The 18,862-nt window shown below is 68.4% G+C and carries 11 protein-coding genes; 4 read left to right on the top strand and 7 right to left on the bottom strand.

The features are described from left to right. Nucleotides 1-138: 138 nt before the first annotated feature. On the top strand, nt 139-2,298 hold the full coding sequence (locus KEG57_RS14525; RefSeq protein ID WP_272420381.1) for a right-handed parallel beta-helix repeat-containing protein: 2,160 nt from the start codon (nt 139-141) through the stop codon (nt 2,296-2,298). Nucleotides 2,299-2,307: 9 nt separating this feature from the next. On the opposite strand, the gene KEG57_RS14520 is transcribed toward KEG57_RS14525, so the two are convergent. From KEG57_RS14520 to KEG57_RS14505, 4 genes are all read right to left on the bottom strand, one after another. Next, nucleotides 2,308-3,150: a PP2C family protein-serine/threonine phosphatase gene (locus KEG57_RS14520; RefSeq protein WP_272420380.1), complete on the bottom strand. Its 843-nt coding sequence runs from the start codon at nt 3,148-3,150 to the stop codon at nt 2,308-2,310. A 3-nt stretch (nt 3,151-3,153) separates the two neighbouring features. Next, nucleotides 3,154-3,909 carry a hypothetical protein gene (locus KEG57_RS14515; RefSeq protein ID WP_272420379.1) on the bottom strand — a complete coding sequence of 252 codons (756 nt, stop codon included), beginning with the start codon at nt 3,907-3,909 and terminating at the stop codon, nt 3,154-3,156. A gap of 100 nt (nt 3,910-4,009) precedes the next feature. Next, nucleotides 4,010-5,764 carry a cation:proton antiporter gene (locus KEG57_RS14510; RefSeq protein WP_272420378.1) on the bottom strand — a complete coding sequence of 585 codons (1,755 nt, stop codon included), beginning with the start codon at nt 5,762-5,764 and terminating at the stop codon, nt 4,010-4,012. A gap of 97 nt (nt 5,765-5,861) precedes the next feature. After that, nucleotides 5,862-6,656: an SDR family NAD(P)-dependent oxidoreductase gene (locus KEG57_RS14505; RefSeq protein ID WP_272420377.1), complete on the bottom strand. Its 795-nt coding sequence runs from the start codon at nt 6,654-6,656 to the stop codon at nt 5,862-5,864. A 175-nt stretch (nt 6,657-6,831) separates the two neighbouring features. Between KEG57_RS14505 and KEG57_RS14500 the strand changes: the two genes are divergently transcribed. Continuing rightward, entirely contained in the window at nt 6,832-7,104 is a 273-nt protein-coding gene (locus KEG57_RS14500) for a hypothetical protein (protein WP_272420376.1), read from the top strand. Between the two features lie 98 nt (nt 7,105-7,202). On the opposite strand, the gene KEG57_RS14495 is transcribed toward KEG57_RS14500, so the two are convergent. Together KEG57_RS14495 and KEG57_RS14490 are read right to left on the bottom strand one after the other, a co-directional pair. Then, complete coding sequence (locus tag KEG57_RS14495) at nt 7,203-9,263, bottom strand: M56 family metallopeptidase (protein ID WP_272420375.1); 2,061 nt, start codon at nt 9,261-9,263, stop codon at nt 7,203-7,205. Then, a complete protein-coding gene (locus tag KEG57_RS14490) occupies nt 9,260-9,697 on the bottom strand; it encodes a BlaI/MecI/CopY family transcriptional regulator (RefSeq protein WP_272420374.1) in 438 nt (145 codons plus the stop codon). The genes KEG57_RS14495 and KEG57_RS14490 overlap by 4 nt, the downstream gene beginning before the upstream one ends. A 180-nt stretch (nt 9,698-9,877) precedes the next feature. Here KEG57_RS14490 and KEG57_RS14485 point away from each other — a divergent pair, with 180 nt between their 5' ends. After that, nucleotides 9,878-10,426, top strand: coding sequence for a YaeQ family protein (locus KEG57_RS14485; protein ID WP_272420373.1), 549 nt, complete (start codon nt 9,878-9,880; stop codon nt 10,424-10,426). A 169-nt stretch (nt 10,427-10,595) separates the two neighbouring features. After that, nucleotides 10,596-13,457 (top strand): YncE family protein, encoded by a 2,862-nt coding sequence (locus KEG57_RS14480; RefSeq protein WP_272420372.1) that lies wholly within the window; start codon nt 10,596-10,598, stop codon nt 13,455-13,457. Between the two features lie 72 nt (nt 13,458-13,529). Here KEG57_RS14480 and KEG57_RS14475 read toward each other — a convergent pair whose 3' ends face one another. Next, entirely contained in the window at nt 13,530-18,704 is a 5,175-nt protein-coding gene (locus tag KEG57_RS14475) for an AAA family ATPase (protein ID WP_272420371.1), read from the bottom strand. Nucleotides 18,705-18,862: the final 158 nt, after the last annotated feature.

Genomic DNA, 18,862 nt, shown 5'->3' with positions numbered 1-18,862 from the left:
GTCGGTCTAACGCTCATACACGGCCGCGGTATAAGTCGCAATGCGGGAAATCCCGCATTTTTGCGATGCGCCCGGAACGGAGTGAAAATTCGCTTTTCGCTTCTCGCTCCGTCCCGGTTGCGCGTAGGATCTCGGCCCATGCTTCGACACGCTCCACGCCCGCTTTTCGTCTCTTCCCTCTTCTTGCTCGTCGTCGCCGGTGCCGGCTCCGCCCGCGCCGCGGACACGTCGACCCTCGGCACCCTCTCGCTCCGGCCCACGATTCACGCCGTAGGCGTCACGGCCGCGGTCTCGGGGGACGACGACGGGGACGCCACCGTGAAGCTCGCGTTCCGCAAAGCCGGCGACGCGAGCTTCACCCCCGGCCATTCGCTCCTCCGCACGTCCGGCGGGCGCCGCGGCAGCGCCCTCTTCCTGGAGCCCGCGACGGAATACGAGGTGCGCGTCACGCTCGACGATCCCGACAACGGCGCGCCGCAGGAGGTCGCAGGCACGATTCGCACGCGTGACGATGCGCCCCCGCCGCAAGGCAGCAAGCACCTTTACGTGGACGCGAAGAATGGCTCGGATGGAAACGACGGATCCCAAGGCGCGCCGTTCAAGAGCATCGGCGCCGCGGCGGCCGCGGCGGGCCCGGGGACGGTCGTGCACGTCGCGGCCGGGGTTTATCGAGAGACCGTGACGGTCGAGGGGAATCACGGCGGCGCTGCGGGAAACCCCGTGTGGTTCGTCGCGGAGCCGGGCGCGATCATCGACGGCTCCGATCCGGCGCTCGAGGACGGTTCGGTTTTCCAATCGGAAGGCAATGGGATCTACGCGGCGCCTTTCTCCGGGACCTCGCAGTACGTCGCCGTGGATGACGTGCGCCTCTACGATTACAGCTCCCTCGCGGATCTGGAGTCCGCCGCCGCGGGCCTCGCCGGCGGGTTTTACGTCGACGCCGCCGCGGGCAAGATTTACTTGAAACTCCCGGACGGCGGATCGCCTGCCGGGCATGCGATTCACGTGGCCATCCGCAACGTCGGCATTCTCCTCGACACCGTCACCGACGTCGTCGTCGAGGGCTTTGAGATCCGGCATCTCGGCGCCGACGCCGAGGGGGCGGGCATCGACGTGCGCGACACGGCGCGCGCGTGGGTCCGGAAAAACCATATTCACCACATGAATGCCGGCGTTCGCGTGCGCAGGCCGCTCGCGGCGGAGAACGTCATCGAGGACAACGTCGTCCGCGACACGAGCATCTGGTCGTGGCCCTGGAGCTCCGTCAAGGCGCATACCCCCGAGGCGAGCGCCATCAGCATCACCGGCGGCGCAGGCAACGTCGTCCGGCGAAACCAGCTCACCGGCACGTTCAATGGGGTATACATCGGCAGTTTCGACGATTCCTCGGAGACGGTCGCCCCGGATACGGACGTATACGAGAACCTGCTCGTCGAGCACGGCGACGACGGACTCGAGCCCGAAGGGGCCTGCGTGAACGTGCGGCTCTGGAACAACCACATGCGCGGGGTGCTGAACGGCGTGTCGCTCGCGCCGATCGAGGTCGGCCCGCTGTTCGTGGTGCGCAACGTGATCGACGGCTTCAAGGAGCACGCGCTCAAGGTGAACAATGGCTCGCAGGGCTTCATGCTCGTTTATCACACGACGAGCCGCCCGGCCGCGGAGCTCACGGAAGCGCAGGCGATCGCCCCGACGATTCCGTTCGCGAATCTGATCACGCGGAACAACATCTGGGCGTCGCATCGTTACGTCATCGAGAGCAGCATCACGCCGAGCGGGCCCGTGGATCTCGACTGGGACAATCTGTTCACGGACATCCTCGACGGGACGCCGCGATTCGTGAAATGGCTCGACGTGAAGTATACGAGCATCGCGGAGCTCGCGGCCTCGGGCACGATCGAGAGCCACGGGTTTGAGGTCGAGCCCAAGTACGAGGACGCGGAGGGCGGCGATTTCACGCCGGTGGCGGGGAGCGGGCTCGTCGACGTCGGCGTGGTGATCGAGGGCATCAACGATCGATTCGTGGTCGGCGCGGCGCCCGATCTCGGCGCGTTCGAGCGCGGAGGTGTGGGACCGCTGCCGGACGGCGGATTGCCCGACGGCGGCTCCGGGGCCTCGTCGAGCGGCACGGGCGGAGGCGGCGGGGATGGTAATGGCGCCGGCGGCAATGGCAGCGGCGCGGCCGGGGACGAGGGCGGTTGTGGGTGCCGTCTCGGGGATGGGGCCGCGCCGGGGCTCGGGCTCTATGCATTCGGCGCGCTCGCCTGGGGGCTTTCGCGACGGAGGCGCAGAGGCTAAAGCGAAGGGCTAACGAGCGACGATCACGACGACGGTGGTGTCGTCGGCGTCCGGTCCCTGAACAGCTCGGAGCAGGGCCTCGGCCACATCGGCGGGGGAAGGGGTTGTCTCGACGACGATGTCCCGGATTCGCTCCTCGGCGAGGGAGGACCAGAGGCCATCGGTGCACAGCACGAAGCAATCCCCGGGCTCGACCTCGACGGTCCGGGGGTCGATCTGCTCGGGCCCCTGGAGGTGTCCGAGCATTCGCGTGGATATCTGTTTGGTTTCGGGGAGCAGGTCCGTCGGGTATCCTTGCTCCTCCAGGGCGGTCCGCAAGTTGTGGTCGCGGAGCAGCTGCTCGATCGTTCGGCCTCGGATCCGGTACACCCGACAAACTCCTACCTGCGCGACGCTCATGCGGTTTTCTCCCCACGCATGCAGTGCGGTGCACGAGGTGGCGTGGTGCGAAAAGACGCGATGGGGCCAACGCTGGCGATCCCGCACTGCATCCGCGGCTTCGAGGGAGGCATGCAGCCGGTCCTCGCCGTTCCTTTGGAGAACGGCCTTTCGTACCTCTTCCTGTCGGTCCTCCATGGCCCGCATCGTGGAATTCGCCGCCCACAGCGCTGCGCGGAGCCGGTCCTCGCCGCCATCGCCATCGAGCGCCTCGGCGAGGGCCGCCAGGCCGGGATCCACGCCGAAGGGCGCGTAATAACCGCCGTACGTCGGGCCCGAGGCGTCCGCGACGAGGAAAAGGCCGCGGCGCTCGTCGATCCGCCATCGGTCGTCGTTTTCGCCGTACGCGCTCGCGAACGAGCGCGTGCTCATCCGCGTGCGCGCAGCGGCGTGGAGCGCGAGGGAGCGCGGCATTCCTCAGAAGCTCATTTTCATTCCCACGGACCTCGGCCCCACGAAAAACTCCGGGCCCGCGGCGAGGTCTTCGCGCACGAGGACCTTTTGCTTGGCGACGATCCCGGCGATGAGCATGGCCGCTCCGCCGGCCTGGACGAGGCCGTCGAAGACGAAGAGGGGCCTCACGATGTCCTCGGAGCTCCTGAAATTACCCGCCCCGGCGACGATAAACGGGCCGATCACGGGCACGAACAGCGCGGGCCAGGGAGCGGTGTTCGACTCGGCCACCGCTCCCCCGACCGCCGTGAAGAAATAAAACGTCCCGAAGACGATGCTGCCCGCAATGACGAGCCCCTTTCGCATGCGCTCCTCGAGCACGTATCCGGGGGGAACGACGCCTCCCTTGTACGGCATGACGGGCTTCCGCTCCTCGGCCTCGGCGCCGGCGGCGGGGGGATAACCATACCCGGGAGGAGGCGGCGGATACCCCGGTTGTCCGTATGGATAGGGATAGGGGTATGGATACGGGTACGGGTACGGACCCGGCTGCACACCGGGCGGTGGAGTCCCGGGCGGGAGCGGCGCCGCCGCCCCGGGAGGCGGGGGGGCCGGCGCCGGCGCTGCCGCGGCCGGGGGAGGTGGCGCAGCGGGCGCCTTCTGCGACTGCGCCGCCGACGTGGCCGGCGCGCCGAGCAAGCCGACGCCGAATGCCACGGCGCCGAGGCGCGTCGCGTATTTTCGTTTTTGCTTTGTGGATGTCGTGAAATGCAAGCTCAAGGTCGTTCCCTCCCGCCTGGACGCGTGCTCCGCGAACCGAGGAGGCATCGTATCCCGAGCGCGCCACGGGCTGCAAGTCGGATACGGCGGACGCGCCGCGTCACGGCGTGGCGCCGGGCCTGAGCTCCGTGCGAATGCGGAGTGATTCCGCCTCGATCTGTTCCGGCTCGACGCCAATCTCCGTGAGGAGCATCTCCGCCAGCCGAACGGCGACCTCGGCCTCCTCGTAACAGACGGCCGTGGCGCGGTGCGTCTCGAGCGCCTCGCGCTCGCTGATGTAATGGGCGCGCACGAAGATCGGCAGGTCGGGCTGCAGGGCCCGCGCGACGTTGACCACCGCGGCCCGCGTCTCCGGGTTCGGCGTGGTCACGACGAGGTAATCGGCGGTTTCGATACCCGCCGCGTGGAGGACCTCGGCCCTGCGTGCGTCGCCGTACACGGCATTTCGGCCCGTATGCGTCAACTCGGTGACGGTGTCGATGCTCAATTCCACGATCACAGAGCAGACGTTGAATCGATCGAGGATGTCCACGGCCGTACGGCCGACAGGGCCATACCCCACGACGATCGCACGGACGTCACAAGCGCGGATCGGCTCTTTCGGGGCCTGCTCCCGGAGCGCCTCCCCGCGCGCCTCGGCGCGGCGGTTGAGCCCTCGCCAGAGGGTCGGGCGGCCGCGCAGCCATTCTTCGAGGGGATCCATGAGCCGGAAGAGCAAGGGGTTCAGGGCGATGGATGCAATCGCGCTCGCCACGAGCACGCTGCGCCCCTCCGCGGGGAAGAGGTCGACCTTGTTCGCCGCGTCGGCGAGGATGAACGAGAATTCGCCGATCTGCGCGAGGCCAATCGCGACCGTGAGCGCCGTCCGCACCGAATACCCGAGGACCACGACCACGACGAGCGCGGCAAGGGGTTTGGCGAGGAGGATGATCGCGAGCACCAAAAGGACGAGCCCGGGCTGCGCGAGGAGCGAGCGCGGATCGAACTGCATGCCGACGGTGACGAAGAAGAGCACCGCGAAGGCGTCCCGCATCGGGAGCGCATCCGCGGCGGCCTGGTGGCTGACCTTCGATTGCCCGACGACCATGCCCGCGAGGAACGCGCCGAGCGCCATCGACGCGCCGAAAATGACCGCCGAGCCCGTGGCCACGGCGAGCGCGACCGCGAGGACGGCGAGCGTGAAGAGCTCCCGGCTGCGTGAGCGCGCGACGCGCGTGAGGAACCAGGGGACGGCGCGCGGGCCAATGACGAGCACGATCGCGATGAGCGCGGTGAGCTTCACCAATCCGATGCCGATGACCCCGGCCGCCTCGAGTGGCGAGGCGTGCGCGCCCCGCAAAGACGCGAGCACCGGGACCATGAGGAGAATGACGACCGTGAAGATGTCCTCGACGATGAGCCAGCCGACGGCGACGTGCCCGTGCGGCGTTTCGAGCGCATCGTGATCGGTGAGCATGCGGATCAGCACGACCGTGCTCGCCACGGCCACGGACATCCCGAGCACGAGCCCGGCCGAGGTGGACCAGCCGAACGCGAGCGCGACCGCGGTCCCGAGCGCGGTCGCGATGAGGCTCTGCACGATCGCGCCCGGCACGGCGATGCGCCGGACCTTGAGGAGATCGGCGAGGTGGAAATGCATGCCCACGCCGAACATGAGCAGGACGATGCCCACCTCGGCGAGCTGTGAGGCGAGCTCGAGGTTCGCCACGAATCCGGGGGTTCGCGGGCCGACGACGATGCCGGCGAGGAGGTACCCCAGGATGGGCGAGGCGCCGAGCCGTTGCGTGAGCATGCCGAGCAGGAGCGCCGCGAGGAGCCCGCCCGTCAGCGTGAGGATGAGGTCGTAGGCATGCATTCGTCCGGAGGACGAAGAGCAGGAGGCGGACCCGGTGAGGGCAACCCGACGAGCGAGCATCTTGGGGGCGATTTCGCCCGCTCGCTCGACACGGAATTCACGCGATGGCGCGCACCACGCCGCCATCCACGAGGAGCGCCGCGCCCGTGGTGGCCGACGCGCGAGCGCTGCACACGTAGGCGATCATGGAGGCGACCTCGTCCGGCGTCGCGAATCGCTGGATGATCGAGGTCGGCCGCGCCGTGGCGAAGAACTCGCGCTCGACGGTGGCGACGTCCACGCCGCGCGCCGCCGCGAGCTGGGCGACGAACGCGCCCACGCCTTCGGACGACGTCGGGCCGGGCAGGACGCTGTTCACGGTCACGCCAGTCCCGCGCAGCGTCTCGGCCAGGCCCTTCGCGACCGCGAGCTGCGCCGTCTTCGTCATGCCGTAATGGATCATCTCGGTCGGGATCTGGAGCGCCGACTCGCTCGACACGAAGACGACGCGGCCCCAGTTGCGGGCCCGCATGCCGGCCACGTAATGGCGCGAGAGACGCACGCCGCTGAGCACGTTCGTCTCGAAGAACCGGAGCCAGTCCTCGTCCGGGATCTCTTCGAATGGTTTGGGCTCAAAGATTCCCATGTTGTTGACGAGCACGTCGACGTCGGGGAGCTTCGAGGTGAGCGCCTGGCATCCGGCCGCGGTCGAGAGGTCGGCCGCGATGCCTTCGATCGTCGCGCCGGGTAGCGCGCGCCGGAGCGCGTCCACGGCGCCTTGCACGCGGGCTTCGGTCCGTCCGTTCACCGTCACGAGCGCGCCCTCGCTCGCCAGCGCGTGCGCGGCGGCGAGGCCGATTCCCGCGGTCGAGCCCGTCACGAGCGCCCGCTTCCCCGTCAATCCGAGATCCATGTCTTCCTCCTTGCTCGGGCGGATGCTAGCGCGCGCGGCGGCCACGCGCAGCGAGCACGACGGTTTTGCCGGTCCGCCGCTCGGCGCGAGCGAAGGCCCCTGCCTCGGGCGCCCGGAGCGCAGGCGCGAAAATGGAGCCCGGGGCGGCGCGCACGCCGTTTGCCGGAGTGCCCGTATGGCCACACATCCGAAACACGGGACACCCGACGATCCGCTCGCCCGACAGCCGTCCGGCGGGACGCAGGGCGATGTGCGCCGCGGCGAGCACACCCCCACGGGTCAGAGCCATTACCACGAGCTCGGCTTGAAGGAGCAAAGGTCGCCGCTCGCGCCGCGAGGCGGGTCGACCGCGGACGACGCGCCGATGGTCGACAAGAGCGACGCGAGCGCGCATCAAGCCGAGGGACCCGGAGGAAAAGGGACAGGCGGCGGCGGAGGCGGCGCGTAACGGTTTGTCCAAGCGCATCAAAAAAAGAGCCCCGGAGAGCAGGGAGGGAGACTGCTCTCCGGGGCCACGTTGCTGTTCGTCGATTCGCCTGCGGTGGTTCAGGGCGCCGGCGGAGGCGGCGGCGCAGGCGGCGGGGGCGGCATCGGCGCGCCGTGCGGCATGGGATGAGGCATCGCCTTTCCATGCGGCATGGGATGAGGCATCGCCTGTCCATGCGGTGCCGGCGGCGCCGGAGGGGCGGGCGGCGCCAACGGCGCCGCATGCGGTCCCGGAGGCGCGGGCGGAGCGGGCGGCATCGGCGGCTCGGCGTGCTTGGCCTTCTTGCGCGCCTTGCGGGCCTTCTTGCGCGCCTTCATGGCCTCTTCCTCGGCCTCTTCCTCGGCCTCGCGCGCCTCTTCGAGCGCGTCCTCGCGCGCTTGCTGCAAGACCTCGAGGGCGGTCTCCATGGCCCGGCGGCGGATCTCGGGCATCTGCTCGCGCAGCTCGCGCAGCTGCTCCTGCATCTCCTCGCGCGCCTCTTCGAGCTCCTTGCGCGCGTCCTTGCGGGCCCGCTTGATCTCACGCTCGGCGCGCTTGCGCGCGTCCTTGTCGTGCACGTTGCTCCGCACGTCGGCGAGGGCGCGCTCGACCTCGGCTTCGATTTGCTCGGCCGAGGGCAGTGAGCGCTCGATCTGCTCGAAGTCGATATCGATCTCCGGCGCCGGCACGTGGATGCGGATCCGGCCCGGACCACGCGCGACCTCGTTGTCGTTGTCGTCGTCGTTGTCGTCGTCGTTGTCGTTGTCGTTGTCGTTGTCGTCGTTGTCTTCGTCCTCGTCGTCCTCGTCGTCCTGCGCGACGGGGCCGTGACGACCGTGATGCCTGCGGGCGTGTTCCTCGCCGTGGCGTTTCGCCGTCTTGGCGTGGTCCTTGTCCTTCTGCTTCGGCCCCTCGCAGACGTCGTCCTCGTCCTCGTCCTCGTCCGCGTCCTCGTCGTCCTCGTCCACGAGGGCGGCGGGCATGGGCCTCGGCGCGGGCGCGGCGCCTTTCTGGGCGGCTGGCGTCGCGGGGGGCAAACCCTTCGCTTCGGCCACGCCGCAGGCGCAAGGCGCGAGCAGCGTGAGCGCGGTCAGGACGAACGCGACGATCGGCGCGGCCCAGAGCGGCTTGCGCGGCTCCGTGGTCAAACCTTCGCCCCGCACGAGGCGCTCGACGCGCTGGCGCAGCTCGCTCGTGCCCGCCGCCATCGTCGGCACGGGCAGGCCCGTCATCGGTCGATGGACCCAGCGCGCCACCTTCGTGAGGCATTCCGCGAGGTCGAGCGGACGCGCCGTGCGCCGCGCGGCCCAATCATCGGCGAGGAGCTCCGCGCACGCCGCGAGGCGGTGCGAAGCGAGCCAGTTCAAAGGCTGGAAGAAGAACACCCGGCAAAATACGCTCGTGGCCAATCGATAGAGCGGATCGCGCCGCGCGACGTGCCCGAGCTCGTGCGCGAGCACGCTCTCCTGGGCGTCCGGACCGAGCTCTTTCGTCACGCGCTCGGGCAGACAAATTTCAGGACGACGAATGCCAAGGGCCATGGGAACGTTCACTTTCTCGGACGCGCTGAGCAAGGGCGCCCGCATGCAAATGGGCTCGCGTGCCGCGAGCGTGGCGAGGACATCACCGAGCGGCCCACCTTCGAGCCTGCGCCGGCCTTCGAGGCGCTTGCGCAGGGCCATCCAGGTGCGCCCGAGCGAACCGAGCAAGAGGAGCGCGCCAAACGCCCACCCGGCCACGAAAACGTTGGACCACGAAAGAAACGACGCGCGCGAGGCCTTCGCCGCCGGCGTCGCTTTCGTCCTGGGCACGAAGGCCGCGGGGTTCCTGGAGGTGACGATGACATGCGTCGCGGGGCCCATGTCCGTCGTCACGACGATCTCCGTCGACTGGGGCATTTCGCGTTCGATCACGCGCGCGGTGGGCGCGGGCTCCGCGAGCGAAAACGTCCCGCCCACGGGGCGGACCGACGCCGCCGTTTGCACGGTGGCCGTGACGAGCCCGCCCACGAGGGCGACGCGCCACGCGAGCTCCTGCCAATCGGGGCGATTCCGCGACAAACGGTCGAAAAGCCACGCGCCCCCGAGGAGGGCCGTGCTGTGTATCAGGTACGTGACCAACCATCCCACGAAGGTGTTCATCGCTTCCCTTCCTTCTTGGCCGCGGCGATCATTCGTTCGAGCTCGGACAGCTCGTCGGCGCGTATCTCGTGGCGCGAGATCAGGTGCGACACGAGCGCCACCGGATCTCCCCGGAAGAGGCGCTCGGTCAGGTCGGAGACCATGCCTCGCGTGACCTGATCCTCGCTCACCGTGGGCCGATAAATGAATTTCCGACCCTCGGCGCGGTGCGCCACGACGCCCTTCTCCTCCATCTTCTTCAGCATGGTGGCGATGGTCGTGGGCGCGAGGCCACGCTCCGAAAGCAAGGCCTGGTGCACGTCCGTGACCGTGGCCTCGCCGAGCTCCCAGAGCACTCGCATGATCGCGAGCTGCAAAGCACCGAGGTGCGTGGGCTTCTGCCCCCCCTCGGCTTCGTCCTCGAATGCGTCCTTGCCCTTGTCCTTGTTCGACACGTGCTCCTCGTAATTACTACTCAGGTAATACTACCTTGGTAGTAGATGGAGGGCAAGGAAGATCTTCCAAACCTGGAACGTCGGGATCCTGCTCGGGCGTCAGCCGATCCGCCGCACGACCGCGCGTGTGCCCGTCGCGATCCGGCACATCGCCCGGCTTCCGCTATCCTGCGGCCGCCCATGGCCCTGACCGCGACCATCTACCACCTGCAGGTGAACCTCTCCGACGTCGATCGCGGGGTGTACGAGGAGCTCGATCTCCGCATCGCGCGCCACCCCTCGGAGAGCATGCGTTATTTGCTGACGCGTACGATTGCGTACTGCCTGAGCTACGAGGAAGGCATTACGTTCAGCAAAGAGGGGCTCTGTTCGACGGAAGAGCCGCCGGTGGTCATTCGTGATCCCACGGGGCTGCTCCTCGCCTGGATCGATATCGGATCCCCCTCGGCCGAGCGCTTGCACAAGGCCGCCAAGGCCGCGCGACGCGTCGCGCTCTTCACGCACGCGCCGCTCGCGCTTCTTCAGCGCGAAGCGTCGTCGCGCGTCATTCACAAGGTCGACGCGATCGAGGTGTGGCGACTCGAACCGAATTTCCTCGATGCGCTCGAAGCCAAGGTCGATCGAAATACGAAGCTCGACCTCCTACGGGACGACGAGCAGCTTTACATCACCATCGGCGACAACGTCGTCTCCGGGACGATCACGCGCTCGTCGCTCGTCGAAAAATAACGAAACCGAATTTCGTCTCGCGCGTAGAATCCTGCTTCATGTGTCCCGGCCAGTGGGGGTCGTCGGCACACATCGAAAAAAGGAAGGGGAGACGATGCAAAGAGCTTCGATGGGCAGGCCGGTGCGGCGTCATTTTGGTGGCGCTTTCGCAGGCATATGCGCTTTGATCGTGGGAAGTGCCGCGACCGGCGCGGGTTGTGGCGACGATCCGGTGAATCTTCCGGGGACGACGACCTCGTCGTCGAGCTCGGGCAGCGGCGGCGCAGGCGGTGGGACCGGCGGCGGGAACACCGGCGGCGGCGGCATGGGCGGGCAAGGCGGAATGGGCGGGGGCGGAATGGGCGGGCAAGGCGGCGCCGGGGGCGGGCCCCAGCTTTGCACGACGCCGGCGCCCGGAGCGACGCGCGGCGCGGCGGTCGCGATTTCAGCGGATGACTCGACCGTCGTCGCCGTGAACCGCGACGCGGGCAGCGTGACAGTGCTGTCCGTCGAATACGACGCCGTGGACGGCCTGCCGGCGCTCACGAAAAAGGCCGAGATCGCCGTGGGTAGCGAGCCCTGGCAGGTCGCGATCGACGGCTGCGGCGACAAGGCGTACGTGGTGCTGCGCAAGGACCAGAAGGTCGTGGAGATCCGCGACCTCAAGGGAACGCCCGTCATGGGCAAGGAGGTCGCCGTCGGCTCGGAGCCCACGGCCATCGCGATCACGCCGAACAACACAGCGCTCTACGTCGCCAACTGGGTCGACGGCACGCTGTCGCACGTCGACATCGCTTCGCTCACGGTGTCGAAGACGATCGATCTGAACGGGCCACTCGCCGGCACGGGCCTGCTCGGTCCCACGGTCGCCGCGGACAAGGCGCGGCCCGCGCTCGCACACCCGCGCTCGCTCGCGATCACGAACGACGGCGACGCCGACGACGCTGACGAGAAGATCTACGCGACCGAGTTCTTCGCCCAGCGCACCGCCCCCGAGCAGATCAACGCGCAGGGCGTGTCGAACGTCGACACGAACTGGGCCGGCATCGTCTACAGCGTGAAAGCCGCGGACGGCGGGGTCTCCACGATCACCCTGCCTTCGCTCGACGACACGGGCTTCGTCGATCACAAGGGGCAAACGACAGGCTGCTTCCCGAACCAGCTCCAGTCGATCACGATCCAGAAGGATCTCGCGTACGTCACGTCGATCTGCGCGTCTCCGGCCGGCCCCGTCGGGCCGTACCAGAAGAACACCTGCACGACGAACGCGCAGTGCCAGGGCGTGAACATCCTGAGCACGTGCAATGCGACCACGGGCTCCTGCACGTACAGTTGCTCGAACGACGCCGATTGCGGCGCCGACGCGCCCGCCGGGACGTGCGAGGGCGGCGGTGGGTTCGGTACCGGCTCGTGCCGCGCGATCCCGACGAACACGAAGACCGTCGTGCACCCGGTCGTGAACGTGATCGACACGAAGGCCGACATGGCCGCGGCCGCAGCGCCGACGAACCTGAACCGGGCGCTGCGCGACGCGTACGTCGCAGCGAACGTGGCCGACGACGCGAACCGTCGTTATCCGCTGGTCGCGAACGACATCGCGTTCGTCGGGGCGACGGGCGAGGCGTACGTGCCGGCGAACGGCGCGGACGCGGTGTTCCGCGTGAGCTTCAACGATACGACCGGCGCCGTCACGAGCGTCGGCGCCGCGGACAAGAAGTTCATCGACCTCGCGCCCCAGGCGCTCGCCGAGAGCTTGAAGGGCGTGGGCCCGATCGGCGTCGCCGTGGCGAACACGCACGCGTTCGCGTTCGTGGCGAACGACATCAGCCGCAACGTGTCGGCCGTCGCGATCGATCCGGCCAAGCAGGTCGTCGCGGGCGCCGATCTCGGGTCGGCGCGCGTCGTGCAAACGGCGCCTCTGCCCGCGGACGCGGCGGGGATGTCGGTGCTGCGCGGCAAGCGGATCTTCAACACGGGGCTCGGGCGCTGGTCGCTCCGGGGCCAGGCGTGGGTCTCGTGCCAGGCCTGCCACATCGACGGCCTGAGCGACAACGTGACGTGGTACTTCGCCCGCGGCCCGCGGCAAGCGACGAGCCTCGAAGGCAGCTACGCCTCGAAGGATCCCACCGATCTGCGCATCTTCGGCTGGACGGCGTTTCAGGACGAGGCGCACGACTTCGAGAACAGCGCGCGCGGCACGCAAGGCGGCGTGGGCGCGCTCGTGACGAAGGACAGCGCGCCGCCGGTGACCACGGATCGGATCAACCTCGGGGACACGGCGAAATACGCGCCCGCAGGTGCCGCGGGCCTCAATGGTTCGACGGAGGCGATCAACGACACGGACAGCGTGCGCAAGGACTGGGACGACTTCGAGGCGTATGCGCAGAGCATCCGCTCGCCGCGCAAGCCCTCGAACCTCGATCCGGCGAAGGTCGCCGCGGGCATGACGCTGTTCATGGAGGGCGGGAGCTGCCAGGGTTGTCACGGCGGCGCGAAGTGGACGCTCTCGAAGCGCTTCTACACGCCGTCGGCCACGACGAACGAGGCGCTGCTCGCGAAGGCGTACGAGGGCGATGCGCTCATCGCCGCCGGGTTCCCCGCGGCTTTGCTCCCCGCGACCTCGGGCAACCAGTTCATGCGCTCGCCGAGCCCGAAGAACGCGGGGCTCGATCAGATCCAGTGCGTGCTCCGCCCCGTGGGCACGTTCGCGATCTCGCCGGCCGCGGTGAACGTGATCGAGGTGCGCGCCGACATGATCGCGAAGGCCCAGGGCGATGAGGCCATCGGCAAGGGCTTCAACGTGCCTTCGCTGCTCGGCATGCAGGTCGGCGCGCCGTTCTTCCACGCCGGCAACGCGCGGACGCTCGAGGAGCTGTTCTCGACCACGTTCGCCGCGCACAACAAGGCGCTCGCCGCGCCGAGTTACCTCACGGGCCCGGACGACATCGCGAACCTCGTGGCCTTCGTGCTCTCGATCGACGAGGACACGACGCTGATCGATCTGCCGGCCCAGCCGGGCGCCAAGGGCGGCGATTTCTGCGCCGCGCCCTGATCTCCGATTCTTCCCGATAGCCAGGTGACCGCCCGCCCCGCGCCATCGTCGGGGCGGGCGGCGGCCCTTCGTTCATCGATGCTGCGGCCCGCCACGGCGCGGAGCGGGCGAGACGTCGACGTGGCGCGATCGCCGGAGCGCGTACTCCATGCCGCTCTGGAGCGTGCCCATCGTGACGAACGATTTCAGATCGACGTCGAGCGCGACGAGCGTCTGGGCGATGCGCGGCGCGATGCCCGTGAGCACCGTCTCGGCGCCGAGCAGCCGGAGCGCCGAGGCCACGTTCACCAGCATGCCCGCCACCTGCGTGTCGACGTGCTTCATGCCCGTCACGTCGAGGATCACGACCCGGGCCCCGAGGCGCTGGGCGCCGTCGAGGGCCACGCTGAGCACGAGCTCGGCGCGCTCGGCGTCCATCGTGCCGATGAGCGGCATCACCACGATGTCCTTCGTGATCGGCAAGAGCGGCGTCGAGAGCTCCGCCAGGCGCTGGCGTTGCCCCGCGATGACTTGCTCGTGCAGCGACGCGCGCTCCTGCTCGATCTCGCGGCGCTGGCCGAGCTCCTGTTCGAGCGCTTGGTTCGTCTCGAACAAGCTGTCGTTGACCTGGCGCAGCTCCTCCGTCCGGTGCGCGACCTCCATCTCGAGCCGCTCGTTCGCGCGCTTGACCTGCTCGTTCGCGGCGTGCGCGCTCTCGATGAGGCGCGCGATCTCGATGGCGATGGCCGCCTGCGAGGAGAGCAGCGCGAGCAGCTCGACGCGCGCCGCGTCGAAGACGCCGGCCGTCATGCGGTTTTCGAGGTAGAGCGCGCCGCTCAGTCGACCCTGGTGGAGAAGGGGCAAGCAGAGGATCGATTTCGGCGCGAACTCCTGGATGTAGGGGTCGTCCGAGAAGCGCGAAGCCTTGCTCGAGTTGTCGAGGACCACCGGTTCGAGGGTGCGCGTGACGTAGTGAACGACGCTCTTCGCGCACGCCTGCACGGCTTCGAGCGGCTGTCCGCGCCCGACGTCGAGCGAGCAGCCGGCGGGGTGGAACGTCGCGTCGACGACGAGCGCACCGTCACGCGCGAGAATGAGCGAGCCCTGGTCGGCGCCCGCGTTCTCCAGCACGAGCTTGGCGAGCCGATCGATGACCTTGGGCAGGTCGATCTCGCTCGCGATTTCCTGGGCGGCCCGGACGACGAGAGCCGCGTCGCGGAGGCTGCCGATGCTGGTCTGTCCGATGAGGGTGCGGGTCGCGAGCGAGGCGCTCGAGCCGGTGGTCGTCGCCGTCGAATGCGTGCGCGAGACGTCGCGGAGCGAAGGCCAGATGTGCGTGGCCTCGTTCTCCAGCGCGTCGAGCTTCGGCGCCGCGCCCCAGTGCTTGTAGGCGCGGTAGGCGTTTTTCATGTAGCCGCCGCCCGCGGTCGGCGCGCCGATGCGCAGGTAGAACTTGGCGCAGAGCTCGCCGGTGAGCGCCTCGAAATGCGGGGCCTTGTTCTCCTGGCAGAGCGTGATCGCGCGCTCGTAGAGCCGGATCGCGCCCTCGAGGTCCCCTTCGGTTCGTGCCGCTTCGGCGTTCACCATGGCCTCGAAGTGCGCGAAGCTCTTCGGGGACCCGGCGGCGAGCTGCGCGATCTCCGCGCGGCATTTGCGCAGGATCTCGGCCCGTCGCTCGGCCTCCTCGGGCGCCTCCGCGCGAGGCAGTCCGAGCAGCACGAGGGCGCGGAGGCAGGGGTGGATTTTCGAGGCGAGGTTTCCGCCGGTATGCGAGATCCAGTGCTCGGCGACTTCGGATGCCTTCCAGGCATCCTCGTACCGGTTGTGAATCAGGTAAACGAGCGCCTTCAAGATGGCGTGGTGGGCCCTCGTATTGCCGAAATGTTCGCCGTCGAGCCGGTCGAGATATTCTTTCTCGTTGAAGGTATCGTCGTCGAGCGAGGTGCGCTCCCGCGTCTTTCCCGCGAGGCACGCGACCGTCTGCCGCACGATCGTCATCGTGGCCAGGTTGAGGGAGTTTTTCGTGCGCCGGACGATTGCGAGGTTCTTGTCGGCTTCCTGCAAGAGGTCCTCGATGGGGTCGCCCGCGAAGACGTTTCCCATCGTCTCGAGGAAGCACGCTGTCCCGAGCATGGCGAACTCGCCGCTCTCCAGGCCCTTCTGCCGCGCGATGGTCCAGCTCGTCACGGCATCGCGCATGGGGTGCTGCATGTGCGTGCCGCTGCCCCAGGCGACGTGGAGCCGCGAGAGTTGACTCACGTTGGGGAACCGCTTGTTGATGACCCCCGCGACCTCGCAAAACGCCAGGCCCTCGGTCACACGCCCGAACATCCCCGCGAGGACATAGCCGGCGCACGCATACGGAAATGGGCAGAGCTCCGTCGGGCCGTGCACGAGCGAGAGGTTCACGGCCCGGAAATTGATGATGGAGAACGCAATCGCGCTGACGTAGTGGCCACTGTCCGCGATGGAGTCGAGGATCGACAGGATGGCGCGCATCACGGGATCCGTGACTTCGGGCTCGTCGACGAGGCTCCGGATGGGTCGCCCTCGCAGGTTCGTGGTGATCTGCGAGAGCTCCGCCAGCATCACCTCGGGCGAATGCATCTCGTCGAGCGTCAGGGTATGCCCGAGCATCGCGAGCGTCTCGCTTCCGACCCGCAGCGCGTCCGTGAACTCCCCGTACGAGGCGTGCTTGTAGATGCGCTGCCGCTGGATCTCCGCGCGTTCGAGATCCGTGCGGGCGCGCCGCAGCGCCTCGGTGAAGAGCGCCTCTGCACGCTCGGCGTCGCCGCAAGCGAATGCGCACTGGCCGCCCTCGATGTGGAGGGAATGGCAGAGGTCGTAATGGGTCGCCCAGTCGGCCGCGTCGAGCAGCTCGATGCCTGCGCGCGTGTAAATGGCTCCCGCGTGATAGGCCGTCGCGGCTTTGGCCCTTTGCCCGGCGCGCAGGTTGAGCTCCGCGAGGTCGCGCCGCTCGGCCCGATCCGTGATGGCCGCGGCGCCGAGGTTCAAATGGTGGACGAGGTCGAGCAGGTCCTCGTCGCGGGGACGCTCGCCCGACCGCTTGCGGAGCAGGCGCCCGATGGAGCGGTGGAGCTGCTTTCGTTGCTCCGGCTCCACGAGCATGTAAGCCGCCGAGAGCACCCGGTCGTGGACGAACTGGTAGCGGACATTGAAGAGCGACGCCGAGACCTCCCGCGCCTCGCTCCCGACCCCGGATTCGAGATATCTGTAATCGCCGTCCAGGGACATGACGAGCCCCGCTCGCAGCGCCTCCCAGAGCGCCGCGGAGACCTCGTGCACCGGCTTCTCGGCGATCGTCGCGAGCGAGCCGAAATCGAAGGAATGGCCGATGCAGGCCGCGCGCTCGAGTACGTGCTGCGTCTCCGGCGAGAGGCGGCGGAGGACGCCGACCATCAGGTCGACCACGTTGTCGGTCACGTTCGCGGCGCGGATCGCCGCGTCGTCCCATTGCCACGCGCCGTTCTCCGGGTCGAAGCGGAGCAGGCCCCGCTCGTACAATGCGACCATGAACTGGTGCGCGAAGAACGGGTTGCCCTGCGTTTTCTCGTAGACGAGGTCCGCGAGCGTCCGGACCTCCTGGGGCTCGCTCGTCAGCGTATCGGCGACGAGGCTCCCCACCATCTCGCGGTCGAGCGGCGCGAGGTGGATCTTGGCCGGTTGAAAGCCCGAGCCCTCGAGCTCGGCGAGCAGGTTCGAGAGCGGATGGCCGACCGAGACTTCGTTGTCGCGATACGCGCCGATGATGAGCAGATGCCGGCTCCACGTGTCCGTGAGGAGCAGGTGCATGAGCCGCTGCGAGGCGGGATCCATCCACTGGAGATCGTCGAGGAAGATCACCAGCGGGTGCTTTTCGCTCGCGAACACGTGCAGGAAGTTCTGGAGCGTGAGCTCGAAGCGATTCTTCGCCTGATCGGGCGGAAGATCGGAGACCTTGGGCTGCGCGCCGAGGACGAGCTCGAGCTCGGGGACGAGCTCGAGGAGGATCGCGCCATTGCCGCCGAGCGCCGTGAGGAGCTCGCTCTTGTACGCCGCGAGCGCCTCCGGCGGCTCCGTCAGGATTTGCTGGACGAGTTCCCGGAGCGCGTGCACGACGGGCGCGAGCGGGACGTCGCGCGAGATCTGGTCGAACTTGCCGGAGGCGAAATAGCCGCCGCCGTGCCGCGCGATGATCTTGTGAATCTCGCGGACCAGCGCCGATTTTCCCACGCCGGAGTAGCCGGCGACGAGGCAAAGCTCCGGGCCGCGCGCGCGCGTGCGACGGAACGCCTGCAGGAGCGCCTCGATGTCGTGCTCGCGGCCGTAGAGCCGCTGCGCGCGGCGGAGCTCCGGCGCTTTGTCGCGTTGCCGCAGCGGAAAGGGCGTGATGGTCCCGTTCGCTTTCCATTGCCGCAAGCATTCGGAGAGATCCGCACGGACGCCGGCGTCGCTCTGGTATCGCTCCTCGGGCGTCTTCGCGAGCAGCATCATCACGAGGTCGGAGAGTGGCGCGGGCACCGTGGGCACGACCTCGTGTGGCGGTACCGGCGCGCGCGTGAGGTGGCTCTGGACGATTTCCGAGAGCTCGCGCTGCGGGAATGGCACCGAGCCCGTCAGCATCTCGTAGAGGATCACGCCGAGCGAGTAGAGGTCCGCGCGTGAATCGACGGCCCGGTTCATTCGCCCGGTCTGTTCGGGCGCCATGTAGAGCAGCGTCCCTTCGAGCGACCGCGGCCCCGTCGGCGCGTGGAGCTCGCGGGAGAGGCGCGCGGAAATCCCGAAATCGATGAGATGAGCCGTCCAGGCCGACTCCTCGATCAGGACGTTTCGCGGGGTCACGTCCTTGTGGATGATGCCCTTCCTGTGGACCGCGGCGAGCGCATTCGAGATGGACAGGGCAATCGTGAGCGAGGTCTCGATATCGAGCCTCCGGCTCTCCAGGATTTCGCGCAGCGTCGGATGCCCGAGGTCGGCCATGATCAGGACGACGCCGCGGCCGTGCTCCTCGAGCGCGATCGCCTCGGGCGCAGTATCCACGCCGAGCTCGCGCAGGATCGTGAACTCGCGCCGCAGGCGGCCGACTTCCCGGACGGTGGGATATTCGTTTTTCGTCTGTTTGAGGACGACCCGCGCGCCGTCGGCGATTCTCCTGCCGCGGAACACCAGCGTCTCCGCCCCTTCGTAGATGGGGGTCAGCGCGGTGAAACCCTCGAAGGATACCCCTTGGAAGTCATCGGCTGCGCGATGGTTCGGCTCCGCGGACATGACATCTCCTGGACATGTCCCCCCGCCGAGAGCACGACCCTATCCGGAGCCGCGGCCTGCAACAAGGCTTTGTGCCCCCCTTCGCGTCGATTTTCTGTCGTGAAGTCACCGTCAGCCAGCCGACGGTGGATCGTGGAGTGACCTCCGCGCGGGTGTAG

Source organism: Polyangium jinanense (genome assembly GCF_028435365.1).
The sequence above is the reverse complement of the archived record's forward strand: the minus strand, read 5'-3'. Positions and strand labels throughout refer to the sequence as shown.